13 protein-coding genes and 1 tRNA gene are annotated in these 17,702 nt (G+C 56.0%); 6 read left to right on the top strand and 8 right to left on the bottom strand.

The genetic code is table 11. From position 1 onward, the window contains the following. Positions 1 to 47 precede the first annotated feature (47 nt). The 3 genes from AAER43_RS08135 to AAER43_RS08125 all read left to right on the top strand — a co-directional run bounded on the left by AAER43_RS08135 (position 48) and on the right by AAER43_RS08125 (position 1,830). Positions 48 to 908 carry a pirin family protein gene (locus AAER43_RS08135; protein ID WP_014883325.1) on the top strand — a complete coding sequence of 287 codons (861 nt, stop codon included), beginning with the start codon at positions 48 to 50 and terminating at the stop codon, positions 906 to 908. A gap of 19 nt (positions 909 to 927) precedes the next feature. Then, entirely contained in the window at positions 928 to 1,605 is a 678-nt protein-coding gene (locus AAER43_RS08130) for an isochorismatase family protein (protein ID WP_014883324.1), read from the top strand. 137 nt (positions 1,606 to 1,742) lie between these two features. After that, positions 1,743 to 1,830, top strand: a tRNA-Ser gene (locus tag AAER43_RS08125). Between the two features lie 178 nt (positions 1,831 to 2,008). On the opposite strand, the gene AAER43_RS08120 is transcribed toward AAER43_RS08125, so the two are convergent. The 5 genes from AAER43_RS08120 to efeU form a co-directional block, all read right to left on the bottom strand. After that, positions 2,009 to 3,514 carry an alanine/glycine:cation symporter family protein gene (locus AAER43_RS08120; RefSeq protein ID WP_014883323.1) on the bottom strand — a complete coding sequence of 502 codons (1,506 nt, stop codon included), beginning with the start codon at positions 3,512 to 3,514 and terminating at the stop codon, positions 2,009 to 2,011. 406 nt (positions 3,515 to 3,920) lie between these two features. Continuing rightward, entirely contained in the window at positions 3,921 to 4,712 is a 792-nt protein-coding gene (gene phoH / locus AAER43_RS08115; RefSeq protein WP_057057646.1) for a phosphate starvation-inducible protein PhoH, read from the bottom strand. A 499-nt stretch (positions 4,713 to 5,211) separates the two neighbouring features. Beyond that, positions 5,212 to 6,495 (bottom strand): iron uptake transporter deferrochelatase/peroxidase subunit, encoded by a 1,284-nt coding sequence (gene efeB, locus AAER43_RS08110; protein WP_050862543.1) that lies wholly within the window; start codon positions 6,493 to 6,495, stop codon positions 5,212 to 5,214. Positions 6,496 to 6,500: 5 nt separating this feature from the next. Further along, complete coding sequence (efeO, locus tag AAER43_RS08105) at positions 6,501 to 7,628, bottom strand: iron uptake system protein EfeO (protein WP_057057645.1); 1,128 nt, start codon at positions 7,626 to 7,628, stop codon at positions 6,501 to 6,503. Positions 7,629 to 7,668: 40 nt separating this feature from the next. Then, on the bottom strand, positions 7,669 to 8,502 hold the full coding sequence (gene efeU / locus AAER43_RS08100) for an iron uptake transporter permease EfeU (protein WP_014883318.1): 834 nt from the start codon (positions 8,500 to 8,502) through the stop codon (positions 7,669 to 7,671). Positions 8,503 to 8,753: 251 nt separating this feature from the next. Between efeU and AAER43_RS08095 the strand changes: the two genes are divergently transcribed. Further along, entirely contained in the window at positions 8,754 to 9,938 is a 1,185-nt protein-coding gene (locus tag AAER43_RS08095) for a nucleoside transporter C-terminal domain-containing protein (protein ID WP_014883317.1), read from the top strand. A gap of 69 nt (positions 9,939 to 10,007) precedes the next feature. On the opposite strand, the gene AAER43_RS08090 is transcribed toward AAER43_RS08095, so the two are convergent. After that, the gene (locus AAER43_RS08090) at positions 10,008 to 10,427 is read right to left on the bottom strand and encodes a DUF3574 domain-containing protein (RefSeq protein ID WP_014883316.1); all 420 of its coding nucleotides are present in this window, start codon (positions 10,425 to 10,427) and stop codon (positions 10,008 to 10,010) included. 117 nt (positions 10,428 to 10,544) lie between these two features. After that, positions 10,545 to 12,053 (bottom strand): sodium/proline symporter PutP, encoded by a 1,509-nt coding sequence (gene putP, locus AAER43_RS08085; protein WP_057057644.1) that lies wholly within the window; start codon positions 12,051 to 12,053, stop codon positions 10,545 to 10,547. A gap of 422 nt (positions 12,054 to 12,475) precedes the next feature. On the opposite strand from putP, the gene putA reads away from it, so the two are divergent. Together putA and AAER43_RS08075 are read left to right on the top strand one after the other, a co-directional pair. Beyond that, positions 12,476 to 16,438, top strand: a complete 3,963-nt coding sequence (putA, locus tag AAER43_RS08080; protein ID WP_014883314.1) for a trifunctional transcriptional regulator/proline dehydrogenase/L-glutamate gamma-semialdehyde dehydrogenase — start codon at positions 12,476 to 12,478, stop codon at positions 16,436 to 16,438. Between the two features lie 102 nt (positions 16,439 to 16,540). Continuing rightward, positions 16,541 to 16,936 (top strand): lysozyme inhibitor LprI family protein, encoded by a 396-nt coding sequence (locus AAER43_RS08075; RefSeq protein WP_014883313.1) that lies wholly within the window; start codon positions 16,541 to 16,543, stop codon positions 16,934 to 16,936. Here the strand turns inward: AAER43_RS08075 and rutR are convergent. After that, entirely contained in the window at positions 16,933 to 17,571 is a 639-nt protein-coding gene (gene rutR / locus AAER43_RS08070) for an HTH-type transcriptional regulator RutR (RefSeq protein WP_014883312.1), read from the bottom strand. The genes AAER43_RS08075 and rutR overlap by 4 nt on opposite strands. Between the last annotated feature and the right edge of the window lie 131 nt (positions 17,572 to 17,702).

The following is a 17,702-nucleotide window of genomic DNA, read 5'->3' as shown; positions in this document are numbered from 1 at the left end:
GCTCTGAATATAAGCTAATTACATCGACAGCACATCAGGAGTTAATCATGAAAACCGTAACAGGCGTCTATACCGCACCTCGTCCCCATTGGGTCGGAGACGGTTTCCCGGTTCGTTCGATGTTTTCCTATCAGACGCACGGTGAATCACTCAGTCCGTTCCTGCTGCTGGACTATGCCGGTCCCTACACCTTCCCGGCGGATGGCGCGAAGCGTGGCGTGGGCGAGCACCCTCACCGTGGCTTTGAAACGGTCACCATCGTCTACTCCGGCGAAGTGGAACATCGTGACTCCAGCGGCAAAGGCGGGGTCATAGGACCGGGCGACGTGCAGTGGATGACGGCGGGCGCAGGCATTTTGCACGAGGAGTTCCACTCCAGCGCGTTCTCGCAGAAAGGCGGCGAACTGAAAATGATGCAGCTGTGGGTCAACCTGCCCGCCAAAGACAAGATGGCAGCGCCCGGTTACCAGAGCATCACGAAGGCGGATATCCCTGTCGTCACGCTGCCGGATAGCAGCGGAACGTTGCGCGTCATCGCCGGCCGCTTTGACGAGGTGACTGGCCCGGCTCATACCTTCTCACCGCTGAATGTGTGGGATCTGACACTACGCCAGGGCAGCCACCTGACGCTCAATCAGCCTGAAGGCTGGAGCACGGCACTGGTGGTACTTGAGGGCAGCGTAACGGTGAACGGCACCACGCCAGCGGGTGAGGCACAGCTGATCGTATTCAGTCAGCAAGGCGACAAGCTTCATCTGGAAGCAAACGGCGACGCAAAAGTACTGCTGATGGCCGGCGAGCCGCTGAATGAACCGATTGTGGGCTATGGCCCATTTGTGATGAACAGTAAAACCGAAATCGCGGAAGCCATTCGTGATTTCAACTCCGGCCGCTTCGGCCAGATCTAAACGTAATAAGGAGCGCAAAATGTCTACCCCTGCAAACTTCAACGGTACACGTCCCGTCATTGACGTAAACGATGCAGTCATGCTGCTTATCGACCACCAGAGCGGGCTGTTCCAGACCGTCGGCGATATGCCGATGCCAGAACTGCGCGCCCGTGCGGCGGCGCTGGCAAAAATCGCCACCCTGGCGAAGATCCCGGTGATCACCACCGCTTCCGTCCCACAAGGACCGAACGGCCCGCTTATCCCGGAGATCCACGCCAATGCGCCGCATGCTCAGTACGTGGCCCGCAAAGGTGAGATCAACGCCTGGGATAACCCGGAGTTTGTGGCGGCGGTAAACGCTACCGGACGCAACACGTTGATCATTGCGGGCACGATCACCAGCGTCTGCATGGCCTTCCCGTCGATCAGCGCGGTTGCGGATGGGTATAAAGTCTTTGCGGTAATTGACGCCTCCGGGACCTACAGCAAAATGGCGCAGGAGATCACCCTCGCGCGTGTGATGCAGGCCGGTGTGGTACCGATGGACACCGCGGCGGTGGCGTCTGAGATCCAGCGAACCTGGAACCGCGAAGATGCTGCGGAGTGGGCTGAGGTGTACACCCATATCTTCCCGGCGTACCAGCTGCTGATCGAAAGCTATAGCAAAGCTCAGGAAGTGGTTAAAAACAGCGAAGTGCTCGATTCACAGCGTTAATTCAGCCCTCAGCGGCATGTGCTGATTAAGGCTTAACCGAACAAGCACGAATACAGAAAATCTGCTTGACCGTGTAAGCGCAACTCCCTATAGTAGCGCCCCGTTGCCCCCCACGCGGTCAGGCAGCAAAACAATATGGTGAGGTGTCCGAGTGGCTGAAGGAGCACGCCTGGAAAGTGTGTATACGGCAACGTATCGGGGGTTCGAATCCCCCCCTCACCGCCATATTCAAGATGAGAGCTCGTACGAAAGTACGGGCTTTTTTCTTTTATATTCTCCAACAGGGGGGGATGAGAATCCCCGACCGGGGTTCGACAAAACCCGTAGGCCCGTGCAAGCGTAGCGCCGCCGGGCGAAACGTTGTCAGCAGTCTGAGCCCGTATTGCGATACGGGCTGTCACGATTAATTGTTCAGTTTCCCTGCGCTTTGCTCTCTCACGACAGAAGTCGTCTGCCCCGGATTCGCAGCCGGTTCATCCTTACGCTCTCCCAGCCAGTAATCGGCATTTTTAATTCCCAGTCGAACCGGATCAAACTGTGGATCCAGTCCCTGTGCATTCTGGGTTTCATAATCCTTAAGGCTGACAAAGGCTTTTTTATGTAAAAGCACAATGGCAATAATGTTAAGCCATGCCATCATCCCAACCCCAATATCCCCCAGTCCCCACGCCAGATCCGCGGTGCGGACGGTCCCGTACACGGTGGAAGCCATCAAACATAATTTGAGCAGGAATGTCAGCCAGGGACGGTGAATTTTACGGTTGATGTAGGCGATGTTGGTTTCGGCAATATAGTAGTACGCAATAATGGTGGTAAAGGCGAAGAAGAACAGCGCAATGGCAACAAAGTAATTACCAAAGCCCGGCATCATACTTTCCATCGCCGTCTGAACATAGCCAGGACCTGCGGCCACGCCTGCAATCCCCGTATAGAGTGCAGCGCCGTCGACGCCCTGAACATTATACAGCCCGGTGATCAGCAGCATAAACCCGGTCGCCGAGCAGACAAACAGCGTATCGATATAAACTGAGAAGGCCTGCACCAGCCCCTGTTTCACCGGATGGCTCACCGCTGCCGCAGATGAAGCATGCGGTCCGGTCCCCTGTGCCGCTTCGTTGGAATAGACGCCGCGCTTAACGCCCCACATAATCGCCTGACCCAGAATCGCGCCAAAGCCCGCTTCAAAGCCAAAAGCACTTTTCCAGATCAGCAGAATAACACCAGGAAGCTCGGAAATATTAATCGCGATAATAACGCAAGCCACAATAATATAGCCGAGTGCCATAAACGGAACGACCATACTGCTAAAACTGGCGATCCTTTTCACACCACCGAAAATAATAAAGCTTAACAGTACGGCAAGTAACGCCGCCGTGACATTGGGATCAAGCCCAAAAGCTATCTCCAGGCTGGCGCCAATCGAGTTTGCTTGAACCCCTGGCATTAATAAACCGCAGGAGAAAATGGTGACGACTGCAAATAACCATGCATACCATTTGACCCCTAATCCTTTTTCGATATAAAAGGCAGGACCGCCACGATATTCACCATTGATTTTTTCTTTATAAACCTGGCCCAACGTAGATTCCACAAACGCTGAGCTGGCACCCAAAAACGCCACCATCCACATCCAGAAAAGTGCGCCCGGTCCACCGAAGGTGATTGCGGTGGCGACACCAGCAATGTTTCCGGTCCCTACTCGTCCTGCCAGCGTCATCGTCAGTGCCTGGAAAGACGATACCCCTGCATCGGTAGGACGCCCCTGGAACATCAAGGTAATCATATGTTTTATATGACGTAACTGCAAAAAACGACTACGTAATGAGAAATAGAGACCGACACCCAGACATAAGAATATTAACGCCGGGCTCCAGATAACACCGTTAATTGCACCAACCAGTTCGTTCATGTATGACCCTCAACGTGATGTTCCAGGGAAACGGTTCCCCATGGGATTTTCTTGTTAGAATGTTGTTTGAATCAGTACGAAACATAGATAATTACCCTCAATACACCAACTTAATTTTTACAACTTAGTAACATTATGTGACAACATTCACGTTTAAATTTGAACGAACAATTAGCGCGATCATGATATTCATGGGTATTTTGTGGATATTATAAATACGCATCACATTTCGCCAGGCGTGATAAAAACCCACCGCTGAAATGAATACCGAAATGATGAATTCCGCACGACAGGCTATCTATTAAAAGATAACCAGGCGCGAGTAGAGCACAGGAATAAAAGAAGCTTCCCGGCAGGATGCCGGGAAGGGATTACTTAAGAAGGGCAAAACGGTAATGTTTTACCTTCAGTCGGAATAGACTTGCAACGTCCGCTGACACAGTGCCGAACGCACGCAATCCTCTTTCGAGAAGCGTACCACCCCAATCATCTCATCTTCCTCAAAACGTGACATCGCGTCGCTCAGCCCGGATTTCACGCCGGATGGCAGGTCACACTGGGTAATGTCGCCGTTAACGATGACCGTCACGTTCTCCCCGAGGCGCGTTAAGAACATCTTCATTTGCGCAGCGGTCACGTTCTGAGCCTCGTCAAGAATGACGACCGCATTTTCAAATGTACGTCCGCGCATATAGGCGAACGGCGCGATTTCCACCTTGCCAATCTCTGGTCGCAGGCAGTACTGCATAAAGGATGCACCCAAACGCTTCACCAGCACGTCATAGACGGGTCTGAAGTACGGGGCAAACTTCTCCGAAATATCGCCGGGCAGGAAGCCGAGATCTTCATCCGCTTGCAGTACCGGACGGGTAACAATAATACGCTCCACGTCCTTATGGATGAGCGCTTCCGCCGCTTTGGCTGCACTGATCCAGGTTTTCCCGCATCCGGCTTCACCGGTTGCAAAGATGAGCTGTTTACTCTCGATAGCATTCAGGTAGTGCGCCTGAGCCTCATTGCGCGCCACAATTGGAGAATGATCACGGCTGTCTCGGGCCATGCCAATTGCTTCTACGCCACTCATCTGCACAAGCGAGGTGACCGATTCTTCTTCACGCTGTTTATGGCTACGTGAGTCCCGTCTCAGCACACGTTTTGCCTCGCGACGAGCTTTGATCACTGCTTTTTGTCTTCCCATGGATAGCACCTTGAGTTGTTGGTATTCATCACACGTGCCAGCGTCGGCACGATTATGCGCACGAACATCAGAGGGTTGGCTTCCTTGTAAGCCATTGCTTGCTTTATCAGATGACGATACAGAACGGCTACGCGCACCAGTCTGCACGTCGGTCGAATCAGATTCTTGAGGAGAGGGGGAGAATTTAGTGGTGAGGAAATCGCTGCCGGAGTCTGAGCCTCCGCGCCGGGTGCTGCGGTTGTTATGTTTACCTTGTCCAGTACAGGACGCAACCATTCGCGATCTCCATAGTGATTCAGCATCACTGCCGGGAACTACCGCTGTCTTATCTTAAGTACATCAGGAGTTATCATAAATGCAACATTTATTTTACCTGATTGCAACTTTTCAGACTGCTCCTGCAGCGGATTCAGTCTTATATAGAAATATTACAGAAATATAACAATATGTTTGTCATAGGAAAAAATAATGTCCCCGCGAACTCTCGCAGGGACAATTATCAGGCTTCAATCAGATCTTGCGCGAGATACGCGTTCCGGTCGCGCACGCCCGGCAGGGCAAAGAAGTAGCCGCCGCCGATGGGTTTTACATACTCTTCCAGCGCTTCGCCGTTTAAGCGCTTCTGCACGGTCAGGAAGCCCTTTTCAAGGTCATGCTGATAGCAGACGAACAGCAGCCCCATATCGAGCTGGCCTGCGTTGGTCACGCCGAGGGAGTAGCTGTAGCCACGACGCATCATCAGGCTGGACTGCGTCTCTTTGGTGCGCGGATTGGCGAGGCGAATATGGCTGTCTAGCGCAATCACATCGCCATTGGGATCGCGGGCATAGTCGGGCACATCATGCTCATGCGTCATACCGAGCGGCGCCCCGCTCTGCTTGTCGCGGCCGAAAATGGTCTGCTGCTCTTTCAGCGGCGTGCGGTCCCAGAACTCCACATGGAACTGGATAATGCGCACCGCCTGGTAGCTGCCGCCGACGGCCCACGCCGGTTCGTCCTGATCCGCCGTCACCCACACCACCTCTTTCATGAGCGCAGCATTGCTGCTGTCCGGGTTGGCCGTGCCGTCCTTAAAGCCCAGCAGGTTAACCGGCGTCTCTTTCCCTTTACTGCGCGCAGCGTGGTCAGAGATAAACCCTTCCCGCTTCCAGCGCACGCTGAGCAGATCCGGGGTGTGCTTGATGATATCGCGCAGGGCGTGGATCACCGTGTCCTGGGTATTGGCGCAAATCTGCAGGAGCAGGTCGCCATGACACAACCCCGCGTCGAGGGAATCGTTTGGAAAACGCGTCATTTTTTGCAGCGCTTTCGGCTTCTGCTTTGTCAGGCCGTAGCGGCCATCAAACAGCGACTCTCCGACCGACACGGTAATGGTCAGGTTATCGGGCGCGATAAACGCCCCGAGAATACCGGAGTCCATTGGCGGCAGGCGCGGATTCGGCGTGTTCGGCGCCGGTCCACCTGCGGTCAGAAACGCAATGCGTGCCGTCAGCAGGCGGAACAGACGTTCCAGATCGGCTTTATCGCTGGCCAGCGAATCAAAGGCTACCAGCATCATGGAGGCCTGCTGCGGCGTCAGAATGCCCGACTGATGATCGCCGTAAAAAGGCTGCGTCTCCATGCGGGCATTGGGGGACAGCGTGCCGGGTGCGCTTTGCGGTTTCGCCGCATGCGCCACCGGGCAGCCGCCTGCAAGGGCAAGCGCGCCGCCCAGCGCCCCTACCCCTTTTAACAACCGACGACGGGAAGGTTCTACCTCGTCGAACTTACCATTCTTGTTCATCGTGCTTAGTCCAGACCCAGTACGCCGCGCAGCAGAGAGAGATCTTCCGCCAGAGCGGTAATCGGGCCTTTCAGCGCATTACGGTCGGCGTCGGTCAGCTTATCGTATGTTTCAAATCCGTCTTTGGTACGGTATTTCGCCAGAATGGTGTCGACTTTTTTGAAGTTGGCATCCACTTTTGCCAGCAGTTCGCTGTTCTCTTTCTGCAGCTGAGGACGCAGCAGATCGACAATTTTCTGCGCACCGTCGACGTTGGCCTGGAAGTCCCAGAGGTCGGTGTGGCTGTAGCGATCTTCTTCACCGCTGATTTTGCTTGCGGCCACTTCTTCAATCAGACCCGCCGCGCCGCCCACCACTTTTGAAGGCGGGAAGGCCAGCTCGCTGATGCGCTTTTGCAGTTCCAGCACGTCACCGTTCAGCTGTGCGGCGTATTTTTCCATCCCTTTGGTGGTGTTATCGCCAAACACGGCTTTTTCCAGACGGTGGAAGCCGGTGCATTTCGGATCGGCGGCCTTTTGCTCGTAGTCGTCTTCGCGGGCGTCAATGCTGCCATCAAGGTCTGAGAACAGCTCGGCAATCGGCTCGATGCGCTCGTAGTGCTGACGAGCTGGTGCATAAAGGGATTTGGCTTTTTCGATATCACCGGCTTTCACCGCATCGGTAAAGGCTTTCGTGCCCGCCACCAGATCTGCCGTCTCTTTGGTAACGTATGCTTTATAAGCGGTAATCGCGTCACCCAGGCTCAGCACCGCAGCGCCTTTCGCCGCATCCGCCGTCGCTTCACCTTTAACGATCAGCTTACCCTTAGGATTGGTCAGCAGACCGCAGGTCATTTCATACTCGCCCGGCTGCAGGTTGGCAGTCATCTTCTGGCTAAAGCCAGGGGCGATATTTTCACGCTCTTCGACGACCAGTACCCCTTTCAGGATCTCCCACTCCAGCGCCTTCTGGCTGTGGTTCTGAATAATGAACTGGGTTTTACCGCTGTTCACCGTGAGGGTCATCGGCTCGCACTGCTTGTCATTGACGGTCACTTTGACCTGAGGAACATCGGCCCCCCAGGCGGAAAATGCGGAAGCGAACAGCGCGGCAATGCCTGCGCATAACGCACTACGACGGAACTGAATTGCCATGACTCTTCCCTTTAAAAGTATGTTGTAACTAAATCAACTATTACGGCGCGACGCGCGTCGCCTGTGTGCCGGTACGCGGCGGCATCGCAAACAACACCAGCGCCGGCACCAGATAAATAAAGTACATCGCCACTTCGCTCACGCTCGGTGTCTCCTGGTAACCGAAGATACCTTCGAGCAGAGTGCCGGTCAGAGAGTGTGTGGAGAGGACATTGCTGAGATCAAACGCCACGTCCTGGAAGTGGTTCCACAGGCCCGCTTCATGAAAGGCGCGGATCGCCCCAGCCGCCAGCCCCGCGGCGACCAGCAGAATAAACAGGCTGGTCCATTTGAAGAACGCCCCCAGGTTAAGGCGAATACCGCCCCAGTAGAGCAGGAAACCCAGCACGACGGCCGTTGCCAGCCCCAGCACTGCCCCCAGCGGCGGCCAGATGCCTACGTCCTGCTGGAAGGCGGCCAGCAGGAAGAAGACCGATTCCAGCCCTTCACGCGCCACCGCAAAAAAGACCATCATGATCAGCGCCCAGCCGTGATGGTTGCCTTTTTGAAGGGCGTTATCCACCGCCTGCTCCAGCTGGACTTTCACATTGCGGGAGACCTTACGCATCCAGAACACCATCCAGGTCAGGATCACCACCGCAATGACGGCGACGATTCCCTCAAACAGCTCTTGCTCTTTCTGCGGGAACTCGCCGGTGGTTTCGTTGATCAGGATACCCAGGCCCAGGCAGAGCGCCGCGGCGAGGAACACGCCAATCCACATGACGCCAATCCAGCGTCCGCGCTGGGTTCGCTTCAGATAACTGGCGATAAGGCTGACAATCAGAGCCGCTTCGAGCCCTTCACGTAACATAATGAGAAATGGAACAAACATGCCGACACCTTAAATGTTTATCGCGGTCAACTGATGCAAAGAAAGGTAAATTCTTGTGATAGTGATTATCATTACGCCGAGAAGAAAAACAAGCGAAATGTGGGATGTTTTGATGACGAGTTGTAAAAGCGAAGCCTGATAATAGTTGTCAACGTAATCATTACGTTTATAAGTTATAACGAAAATGCCCGTTTACGGTTAATCAGCGCTGTGGCTAAATATCTGCCTCGAAAACCAAGTGAAAATAAACCATGTTTAAGATTATCCATTTCCTGCTGGCGCTGGTGATTATTCTTGCGCTCGCCTGGCTGGTGAGTTTCGACCGCCGAAAAATTCGCATTCGTTATGTTTTACAGCTGATTGTTATTGAAATTGCCCTGGCGTTCTTTTTCCTGCACGCCGAAAGCGGGTTATTCCTGATTAAATACGTTTCCGGCTTCTTTGAATCCCTGCTGAAATTTGCTGGCGAAGGTACCAATTTTGTCTTTGGCGGAATGGGTGAAAAAGGGCTGGCGTTCATTTTCCTTGGCGTGCTTTGCCCGATTATTTTTATTTCCGCATTGATTGGTATTCTCCAGCACTGGCGGATCCTGCCGATTTTTATTCGGGTTATCGGGACGCTGCTGTCAAAACTGAACGGTATGGGCAAGCTGGAATCGTTTAACGCGGTGAGCTCGCTGATCCTCGGCCAGTCGGAAAACTTCATTGCCTACAAAGGCGTGCTGGGGGATCTCTCCTCGCGCCGTCTGTTCACCATGGCTGCGACCGCCATGTCGACCGTTTCCCTGTCGATTGTCGGCGCTTATATGACCATGCTCGACGCCAAATTTGTCGTTGCGGCGCTGATCCTGAACATGTTCAGCACCTTCATTATTCTCTCCGTCATCAATCCGGTGCGTCCGGAAGCGGAGCCGGATATCAAGCTGGAAAAACTGCATGAATCCCAGAGCTTCTTCGAAATGCTCGGGGAGTATATTCTGGCCGGTTTTAAGGTAGCGATGATTATTCTGGCGATGCTGATTGGCTTTATCGCGCTTATTAGCGCCGTTAACGCCCTCTTCTCCAGCGTATTCGGCATGAGCTTCCAGCAGATTTTAGGTTATGTGTTTTATCCGCTGGCGTGGCTCATCGGTATTCCGCTGAGTGATGCGCTCAACGCCGGCAGTATTATGGCAACCAAGCTGGTGGCAAATGAATTTGTGGCGATGATTGAGCTGCAAAAAATTGCCCATCAGATGTCACCGCGCGGGCTGGGCATTTTATCCGTCTTCCTGGTGTCGTTCGCTAACTTCGCGTCTATTGGTATCGTCGCAGGCGCCATCAAGGGCCTGAACGAGCGGCAGGGGAACGTGGTTTCGCGGTTTGGTCTGCGCCTGGTGTACGGCGCGACGCTGGTGAGCCTGCTGTCGGCGAGCTTTGCGGGATTAGTGTTGTAAGTTTTGTGCGGTTTGTGCCCGGTGGCGGCTACGCCTTACCGGGCCTACAAAACTATCCCGCCATTTTGCTTAAAACTGCACGCACACCGGCTGATCGACCCGCATCACCGACTCCTGCGCGAAGCGAGATTTATAAATCCCGCGCAACGCTTCGATATTCTTCTCGCTCTGCGCGTCTTTACCGTGGATCAGCATCAACGCTTTGCTCGGCTCGCGCGCCACTTTCCCGTCATTCCCCAGCCACTGGCCACGTGCATCAAACACCGTTAAGCCGTCCCGAAAGCGCGGCGTCACGTCCTGGTCAACAAACTGCTGCCACTCGTTGCCGGTGATCTGCGCTCCGGCCGGACGATTCAGTCCGAAATAAAGCGTGGTTTGCTGCATCTGGTTATCTGCTTTGCAGGTCTCCATTGCCGCGTGTTGCGCGGGTGCGTTGCAGCCTGCGAGCATCAATAATGCCGCCGCCATAAGCCCTGTTTTGATGGTCATTGTTCGCTATCCTCATTGTTATAAGTGCAGCGATATCAACGTAATTTACGCATTTTGGCAAGAAAAAAGCCGGGTCGCGCTAGCGCTTACCCGGCTTACAGGAGGGAATAGGTTTTTTTACTCAGCCTGAAGCTTCGTCGGTGGTGCAGTGTGGTAGTGCGCGTCCGCTTCCGCAAAGCGTTTCTGCATGGAGGCAGACGGTGCTTTACCCAGCAGGCTGAACACCACAATACCGATGCTGCCGAAGATGAAGCCCGGGATGATTTCGTACAGACCCAGCCACGCGAACTGCTTCCAGACGATAACGGTCACCGCTCCGATGATCATCCCCGCCAGCGCGCCGTTGCGGGTCATGCGTGACCACAGAACGGAGAACAGAACCACCGGACCAAACGCCGCACCAAAGCCCGCCCACGCATAGCTCACAAGACCCAGAACGCTGTTATCAGGATTGGCCGCCAGCGCGATGGCAATCAGCGCCACTAACAGCACCATAAAGCGCCCGACCCATACCAGCTCTTTCTGGCTCGCACCTTTACGCAGGAAAGCTTTGTAGAGATCTTCGGTAATCGCACTGGAGCAGACCAGCAGCTGGCAGCTCAGAGTCGACATCACCGCCGCCAGAATTGCGGAGAGCAGAATACCGGCAATCCACGGGTTGAACAGAATGCCCGCCAGTTCGATGAACACACGCTCGGCATTCTGGTTTACTGCACCTGCCTGCGCCGGGTTATTGTTGAAGTAAGCGATGCCGAAGAAGCCAACCGCACAGGCACCCGCCAGACAGAGGATCATCCACGTCATACTGATACGACGGGCATGAACAATCGTGTGGTGAGAGTCAGCGGCCATAAAGCGCGCCAGAATGTGCGGCTGACCAAAGTAGCCCAGACCCCAGCCCATCAGAGAGACGATGGCCACGAAGTTCAGCCCTTTCAGCATGTCGACGTTTTCAATGCTCTTCTGCTTGATCACTTCCAGCGATTCACCGAAGCCGCCAACGGTGAAAATCACAATCACCGGGGTCAGGATCAGGGCGAAGATCATCAGGCTCGCCTGCACGGTGTCGGTCCAGCTTACCGCCAGGAATCCGCCCACGAAGGTATAGAGAATGGTCGCCGCGGCACCTGCCCACAGCGCGGTTTCATAGCTCATGCCGAAGGTGCTCTCAAACAGACGCGCGCCCGCCACGATGCCGGAAGCACAGTAGATGGTGAAGAACAGCAGAATCACCACCGCGGAGATAATGCGCAGAATGCGGCTGTTATCTTCAAAACGTCCGGTGAAGTAATCCGGCAGCGTCAGGGCATTGTTGTTCGCTTCGGTATGCACGCGCAGACGGCCTGCTACCAGCTTCCAGTTGATCCACGCCCCAAGGGTCAGGCCGATGGCAATCCAGCTTTCAGAGATACCGGAGATGAAAATCGCGCCCGGTAACCCCATCAGCAGCCAGCCGCTCATATCGGATGCGCCCGCAGACAGCGCGGTCACCATCGGGCCTAAACTGCGGCCGCCGAGAATGTAGTCGTCAAAGTTCTTTGTTGAACGCCATGCCAAAAACCCTATCAGGATCATGCCAAAAATATAAACGAGAAATGTCACCAGCATCGGTGTGCTAATAGCCATTCAAATTCTCCAAAATGTCGAGCGACAACCGTCCGGGTTGCCTTGTTATGTCATCACCGGAACGTAGTGATGTGTGTATGTGTTTCCATTGGGCGCGCTATCCTGCCGTATGCGCATCCCGCTGACAAACGATTTAACACTGCATTTACATCAAATTCATCCCCGGTTTGATACGAGTTTCCTATAGGTTGCACTCGCTCACACTTATACGGGTTGCACCTTTTAAAAGTGTTAAGTACCGCATAAAAACAGGCTTCTCATGCAGAAGCCAGTGCTTTTTTCCAGCTAACCAATCATTAACAATCCATTCATTTTCTGGGTTGCAAACCAGGTCACATTTAACACGGTTGCACAAAGTTGCAACATGGTGGATATTTCATGCCATCTACAAAACGCGATTACAGAACAACAGGAGTTTTGGCATGGGGATGACCACCATGGGGGTTAAGCTGGATGACGCTACCCGCGAACGGATTAAAACCGCAGCGACCCGCATTGACCGCACACCGCACTGGTTAATCAAGCAGGCGATTTTTAACTATCTGGAAAGACTGGAGAGCGACGAAGGCCTGCCAGAACTGCCTGCCCTGCTGGCGGGTGCCGCCAATGAAAGCGAGGATGCACCCGCCGCTGGTGACGAAAGCCACCAGCCGTTCCTCGAATTCGCCGAGCAGATCCTGCCGCAGTCCGTCAGCCGTGCCGCCATTACCGGCGCTTACCGTCGTGCCGAAACCGACGCCGTGCCGATGCTGCTGGAGCAGGCCCGCCTGCCGGAAGCCATTGCCGCCCAGGCGCACAGCCTGGCGTATCAGCTGGCCGACAAGCTGCGCAACCAAAAAACCGCCACCGGCCGCGCCGGCATGGTGCAGGGTCTGCTGCAGGAGTTTTCCCTCTCTTCACAGGAAGGCGTGGCGCTGATGTGTCTGGCGGAAGCGCTGCTGCGTATTCCGGATAAAGCCACCCGCGACGCGTTAATCCGCGACAAGATCAGCAACGGCAACTGGCATTCGCACATTGGCCGCAGCCCGTCCCTGTTCGTTAACGCCGCAACCTGGGGCCTGCTGTTTACCGGCAAACTGGTCTCAACCCATAACGAAGCCAACCTGTCACGCTCTTTGAACCGCATCATCGGTAAGAGCGGCGAGCCGCTGATCCGCAAAGGCGTGGACATGGCGATGCGCCTGATGGGCGAGCAGTTCGTGACCGGCGAAACCATTGCCGAAGCGCTGGCGAACGCCCGCAAGCTGGAAGACAAAGGTTTCCGCTACTCGTATGACATGCTCGGTGAAGCGGCCCTGACTGCCGCCGACGCGCAGGCCTACATGGTCTCTTATCAGCAGGCGATCCACGCCATCGGTAAAGCCTCTAACGGCCGCGGTATTTATGAAGGTCCGGGTATCTCTATCAAACTGTCCGCCCTGCACCCGCGCTACAGCCGCGCGCAGTACGACCGCGTGATGGAGGAGCTTTACCCGCGCCTGAAGTCCCTGACCCTGCTGGCGCGCCAGTATGACATCGGCATCAATATCGACGCCGAAGAGGCCGACCGTCTGGAGATCTCCCTCGATCTGCTGGAAAAACTGTGCTTCGAGCCAGAGCTGGCGGGCTGGAACGGCATTGGCTTCGTTATCCAGGCGTACCAGAAGCGCTGCCCGTTCGTCATTGATTATCTGATTGACCTGGCAAGCCGCAGCCGTCGCCGCCTGATGATCCGCCTCGTGAAAGGTGCCTACTGGGACAGCGAAATCAAACGCGCCCAGATGGAAGGTCTGGAAGGCTATCCGGTCTATACCCGTAAGGTCTACACCGACGTCTCTTACCTCGCCTGTGCGAAAAAACTGCTCGGCGTGCCGAACCTGATCTACCCGCAGTTCGCTACCCATAACGCCCACACCCTGGCGGCAATCTACAGCCTGGCGGGTCAAAACTATTATCCTGGCCAGTACGAGTTCCAGTGCCTGCACGGCATGGGTGAACCGCTTTACGAGCAGGTGACCGGTAAGGTAGCGGATGGCAAGCTGAACCGCCCATGCCGCATTTATGCGCCGGTAGGTACGCACGAAACGCTGCTGGCGTACCTGGTGCGTCGTCTGCTGGAAAACGGCGCGAATACCTCCTTCGTAAACCGCATCGCCGACACCACGCTGCCGCTCGACGAGCTGGTGGCCGATCCGGTGCAGGCCGTTGAGAAGATGGCGGCCCAGGAAGGTCAGATTGGTCTGCCGCATCCGAAGATTGCCCTGCCGCGCGAGCTGTATGGCGCAGGCCGCGTCAACTCTGCGGGTCTGGACCTGGCGAACGAACATCGTCTGGCGTCCCTCTCCTCTGCCCTGCTCAACAGCGCGCTGCAGAAATGGCAGGCGAAACCGATCCTTGAGCAGTCCGTCGAGGACGGTGAAATGCAGCCGGTTATCAACCCGGCAGAGCCAAAAGATATCGTCGGCTATGTACGCGAAGCCACCGAAGCGGAAGTGGATCAGGCGCTGGACAGTGCGGTCAACAACGCGCCAATCTGGTTTGCCACCCCGCCGCAGGAGCGTGCCGCAATTCTGGAGCGTGCTGCCGTGCTGATGGAAGATCAGATGCAGTCGCTTATCGGCATTCTGGTGCGTGAAGCAGGTAAAACCTTCAGCAACGCTATCGCCGAAGTGCGTGAGGCCGTGGACTTCCTGCACTACTACGCGGGTCAGGTGCGCGATGATTTCGATAACGAAACCCACCGTCCGCTCGGACCGGTCGTGTGTATCAGCCCGTGGAACTTCCCGCTGGCTATTTTTACCGGCCAGATTGCCGCCGCCCTTGCCGCAGGTAACAGCGTGCTGGCCAAACCGGCAGAGCAGACCCCGCTGATTGCCGCGCAGGGCATCAACATCCTTCTGGAAGCCGGCGTACCTGCGGGCGTGGTCCAGCTGCTGCCAGGCCGCGGCGAAACGGTCGGCGCTAAACTGACCTCCGATAACCGCGTACGCGGCGTGATGTTTACCGGCTCGACCGAAGTTGCCTCTCTGCTGCAGCGCAACATTGCTACCCGTCTGGATGCGCAGGGTCGTCCTACCCCGCTCATCGCGGAAACCGGCGGCATGAACGCCATGATCGTTGACTCCTCTGCCCTCACCGAACAGGTGGTGGTTGACGTGCTGGCCTCGGCGTTCGACAGCGCCGGTCAACGCTGCTCCGCCCTGCGCGTACTGTGCCTGCAGGATGACGTGGCCGACCACACGCTGAAGATGCTGCGCGGCGCGATGGCCGAATGCCGTATGGGCAACCCGGGGCGTCTCACCACCGACATCGGCCCGGTGATTGACGCGGAAGCTAAAGCCAATATCGAAAACCACATCCAGACCATGCGCGCCAAAGGCCGTCCGGTGTTCCAGGCGGTGCGTGAGAACAGCGAAGATGCCCGCGAGTGGCAGACCGGCACCTTCGTGCCGCCAACGCTGATTGAGCTGGCAAGCTTCGACGAGCTGAAAAAAGAGGTCTTCGGTCCGGTGCTGCACGTGGTGCGTTACAACCGTAACAACCTTAATGAACTGATCGATCAGATCAACGCCTCCGGCTATGGCCTGACGCTTGGCGTACACACCCGTATCGACGAAACCATCGCGCAGGTGACCGGCAGCGCCAAAGTGGGCAACCTGTACGTTAACCGCAACATGGTCGGCGCGGTCGTGGGCGTGCAGCCGTTCGGCGGTGAAGGTTTGTCCGGCACCGGTCCGAAAGCGGGCGGTCCGCTTTACCTGTACCGTCTGCTGGCGAACCGTCCAGAGAACGCGCTGGGCGTGACGCTGGCACGTCAGGACGCAGACTATCCGGTCGACGCGCAGCTGAAAACCGTGCTGACGCAGCCGCTTGAAGCGCTGATCGCCTGGGCGGAAAAACGTCCTGAACTGCGTGCCATTGCGCAGCAGTACGGCGAGCTGGCGCAGGCTGGCACGCAGCGTCTGCTTCCGGGGCCAACCGGCGAGCGCAACACCTGGACGCTGATGCCGCGCGAGCACGTACTCTGCGTAGCGGATAACGAGCAGGATGCGCTGGTACAGCTGGCTGCCGCGATGGCAACCGGATGTGAAGTGCTGTGGCCGGAAGATGCGCTGCATCGCGACCTGGCAAAACAGCTGCCAAAAGCCGTTTCAGCCCGCATTCGCTTCGCGAAGGCCGATGCGCTGCTGACGCAGCCGTTTGACGCCGTGATTTATCACGGTGATTCCGACCAGCTGCGCGAACTGTGCGAACAGGTGGCGGCCCGCAGCGGGGCGATTGTTTCGGTACAGGGCTTTGCGCGTGGGGAAACCAACCTGCTGCTGGAGCGTCTGTACGTGGAGCGTTCACTCAGCGTCAACACCGCGGCGGCGGGCGGTAACGCCAGCCTGATGACCATCGGTTAATCGTGTAAACTCTCCCCGGTGGCGCTACGCTTACCGGGGCTACTAAGAATCGTAGGCCGGATATGCATAGCGCATCCGGCTTTTTTTTACACGGAGGGGATGATGAAAAGAGTATTTCTCGCAGGTGCCGCACTGCTGTTGAGCACCAGCGCGCTGGCCAACGAGTGCGACAACGCCACCACCCAGCTTGAACTGAACACCTGTAGCGCGCAGCAGTACCAGGCGGCGGATAAGAAGCTCAACGCGACGTATCAGGCCGCTATCAAACGTGCGGCAGCCCCCCAGCGTGACCTGCTAAAAAAAGCGCAGCAGGCGTGGATTACCCTGCGGGATGCAGACTGCACGTTTATCGGTTCGGGTACGGAAGGTGGAAGCATTCAGCCAATGATTGTCAATCAGTGTCTGGCAGAGAAAACCGCGGAGCGAGAAGCGTTTCTGGCCTCGCTGATGCAATGTGAAGAGGGCGATTTAAGCTGCCCTCTCCCGCCGGGAAACTAACGCACGCGGATCCCTTCGATAATCATCCGCTGTACGTTTTCCAGGGTGCTGTGGAAAAACGCTTCATCCTGGAGCGTTTTCCCGGTCACCGCCTCGACCTGGGCCGCAAAGTCAGCGTAATGCTGGGTGGCGGCCCAAATCATAAAGATCAAATGTTGCGGATCGACCGGCGCCAGCTTGCCGCTGGCGACCCAGCCGGCAATAATCGCCGACTTATCGTCCACCAGCTGCTTTAAATCCCCCGTCAGCTCAGCCTGCAATAGCGGCGCGCCCTGCAGCATCTCAAGACAAAACAGGCGCGACGCCTGCGGGTAATCGCGTGACACCTCCAGCTTCAGGCGGATGTACTCTTTGATCGCCACCAGCGGGGCCAGCTCTGCGCGGAACGCTTTCAGGGGCGCCAGCCAGATATCGAGGATCTGCTGCATCACCGCCACATAGAGCGCCTCTTTCGACGGGTAGTAGTAGAGTAGATTGGTTTTGGAAACCCCGGACTGCTCCGCCACCTGCTCCAGCCGCGTGCCGTGAATGCCAAACTGTGAAAACGTCTCCAGCGCCGCGCTGAGAATAGCCTGCTTCTTGGCGCTGACTGCCTGTGACCGTTTACCTGGTGTTTTCACTGCGCCTTGTGTCATTCCCGCTCTCCTTATTCTGCGTTGCCCTCAGCATAGCAAAACCCCCGTCTCGCCACGACATTCTGCACTCCCATCGCGCATGAATGCCTGTTTTCTGTGCAATGTTTTTGACCAGTTAGTCCACTTTTGAC

Source organism: Enterobacter sp. FUJ80071, assembly GCF_038739915.1.
GTDB lineage: Bacteria > Pseudomonadota > Gammaproteobacteria > Enterobacterales > Enterobacteriaceae > Enterobacter > Enterobacter kobei.
This window is presented reverse-complemented; position numbering and strand designations above follow the sequence as displayed.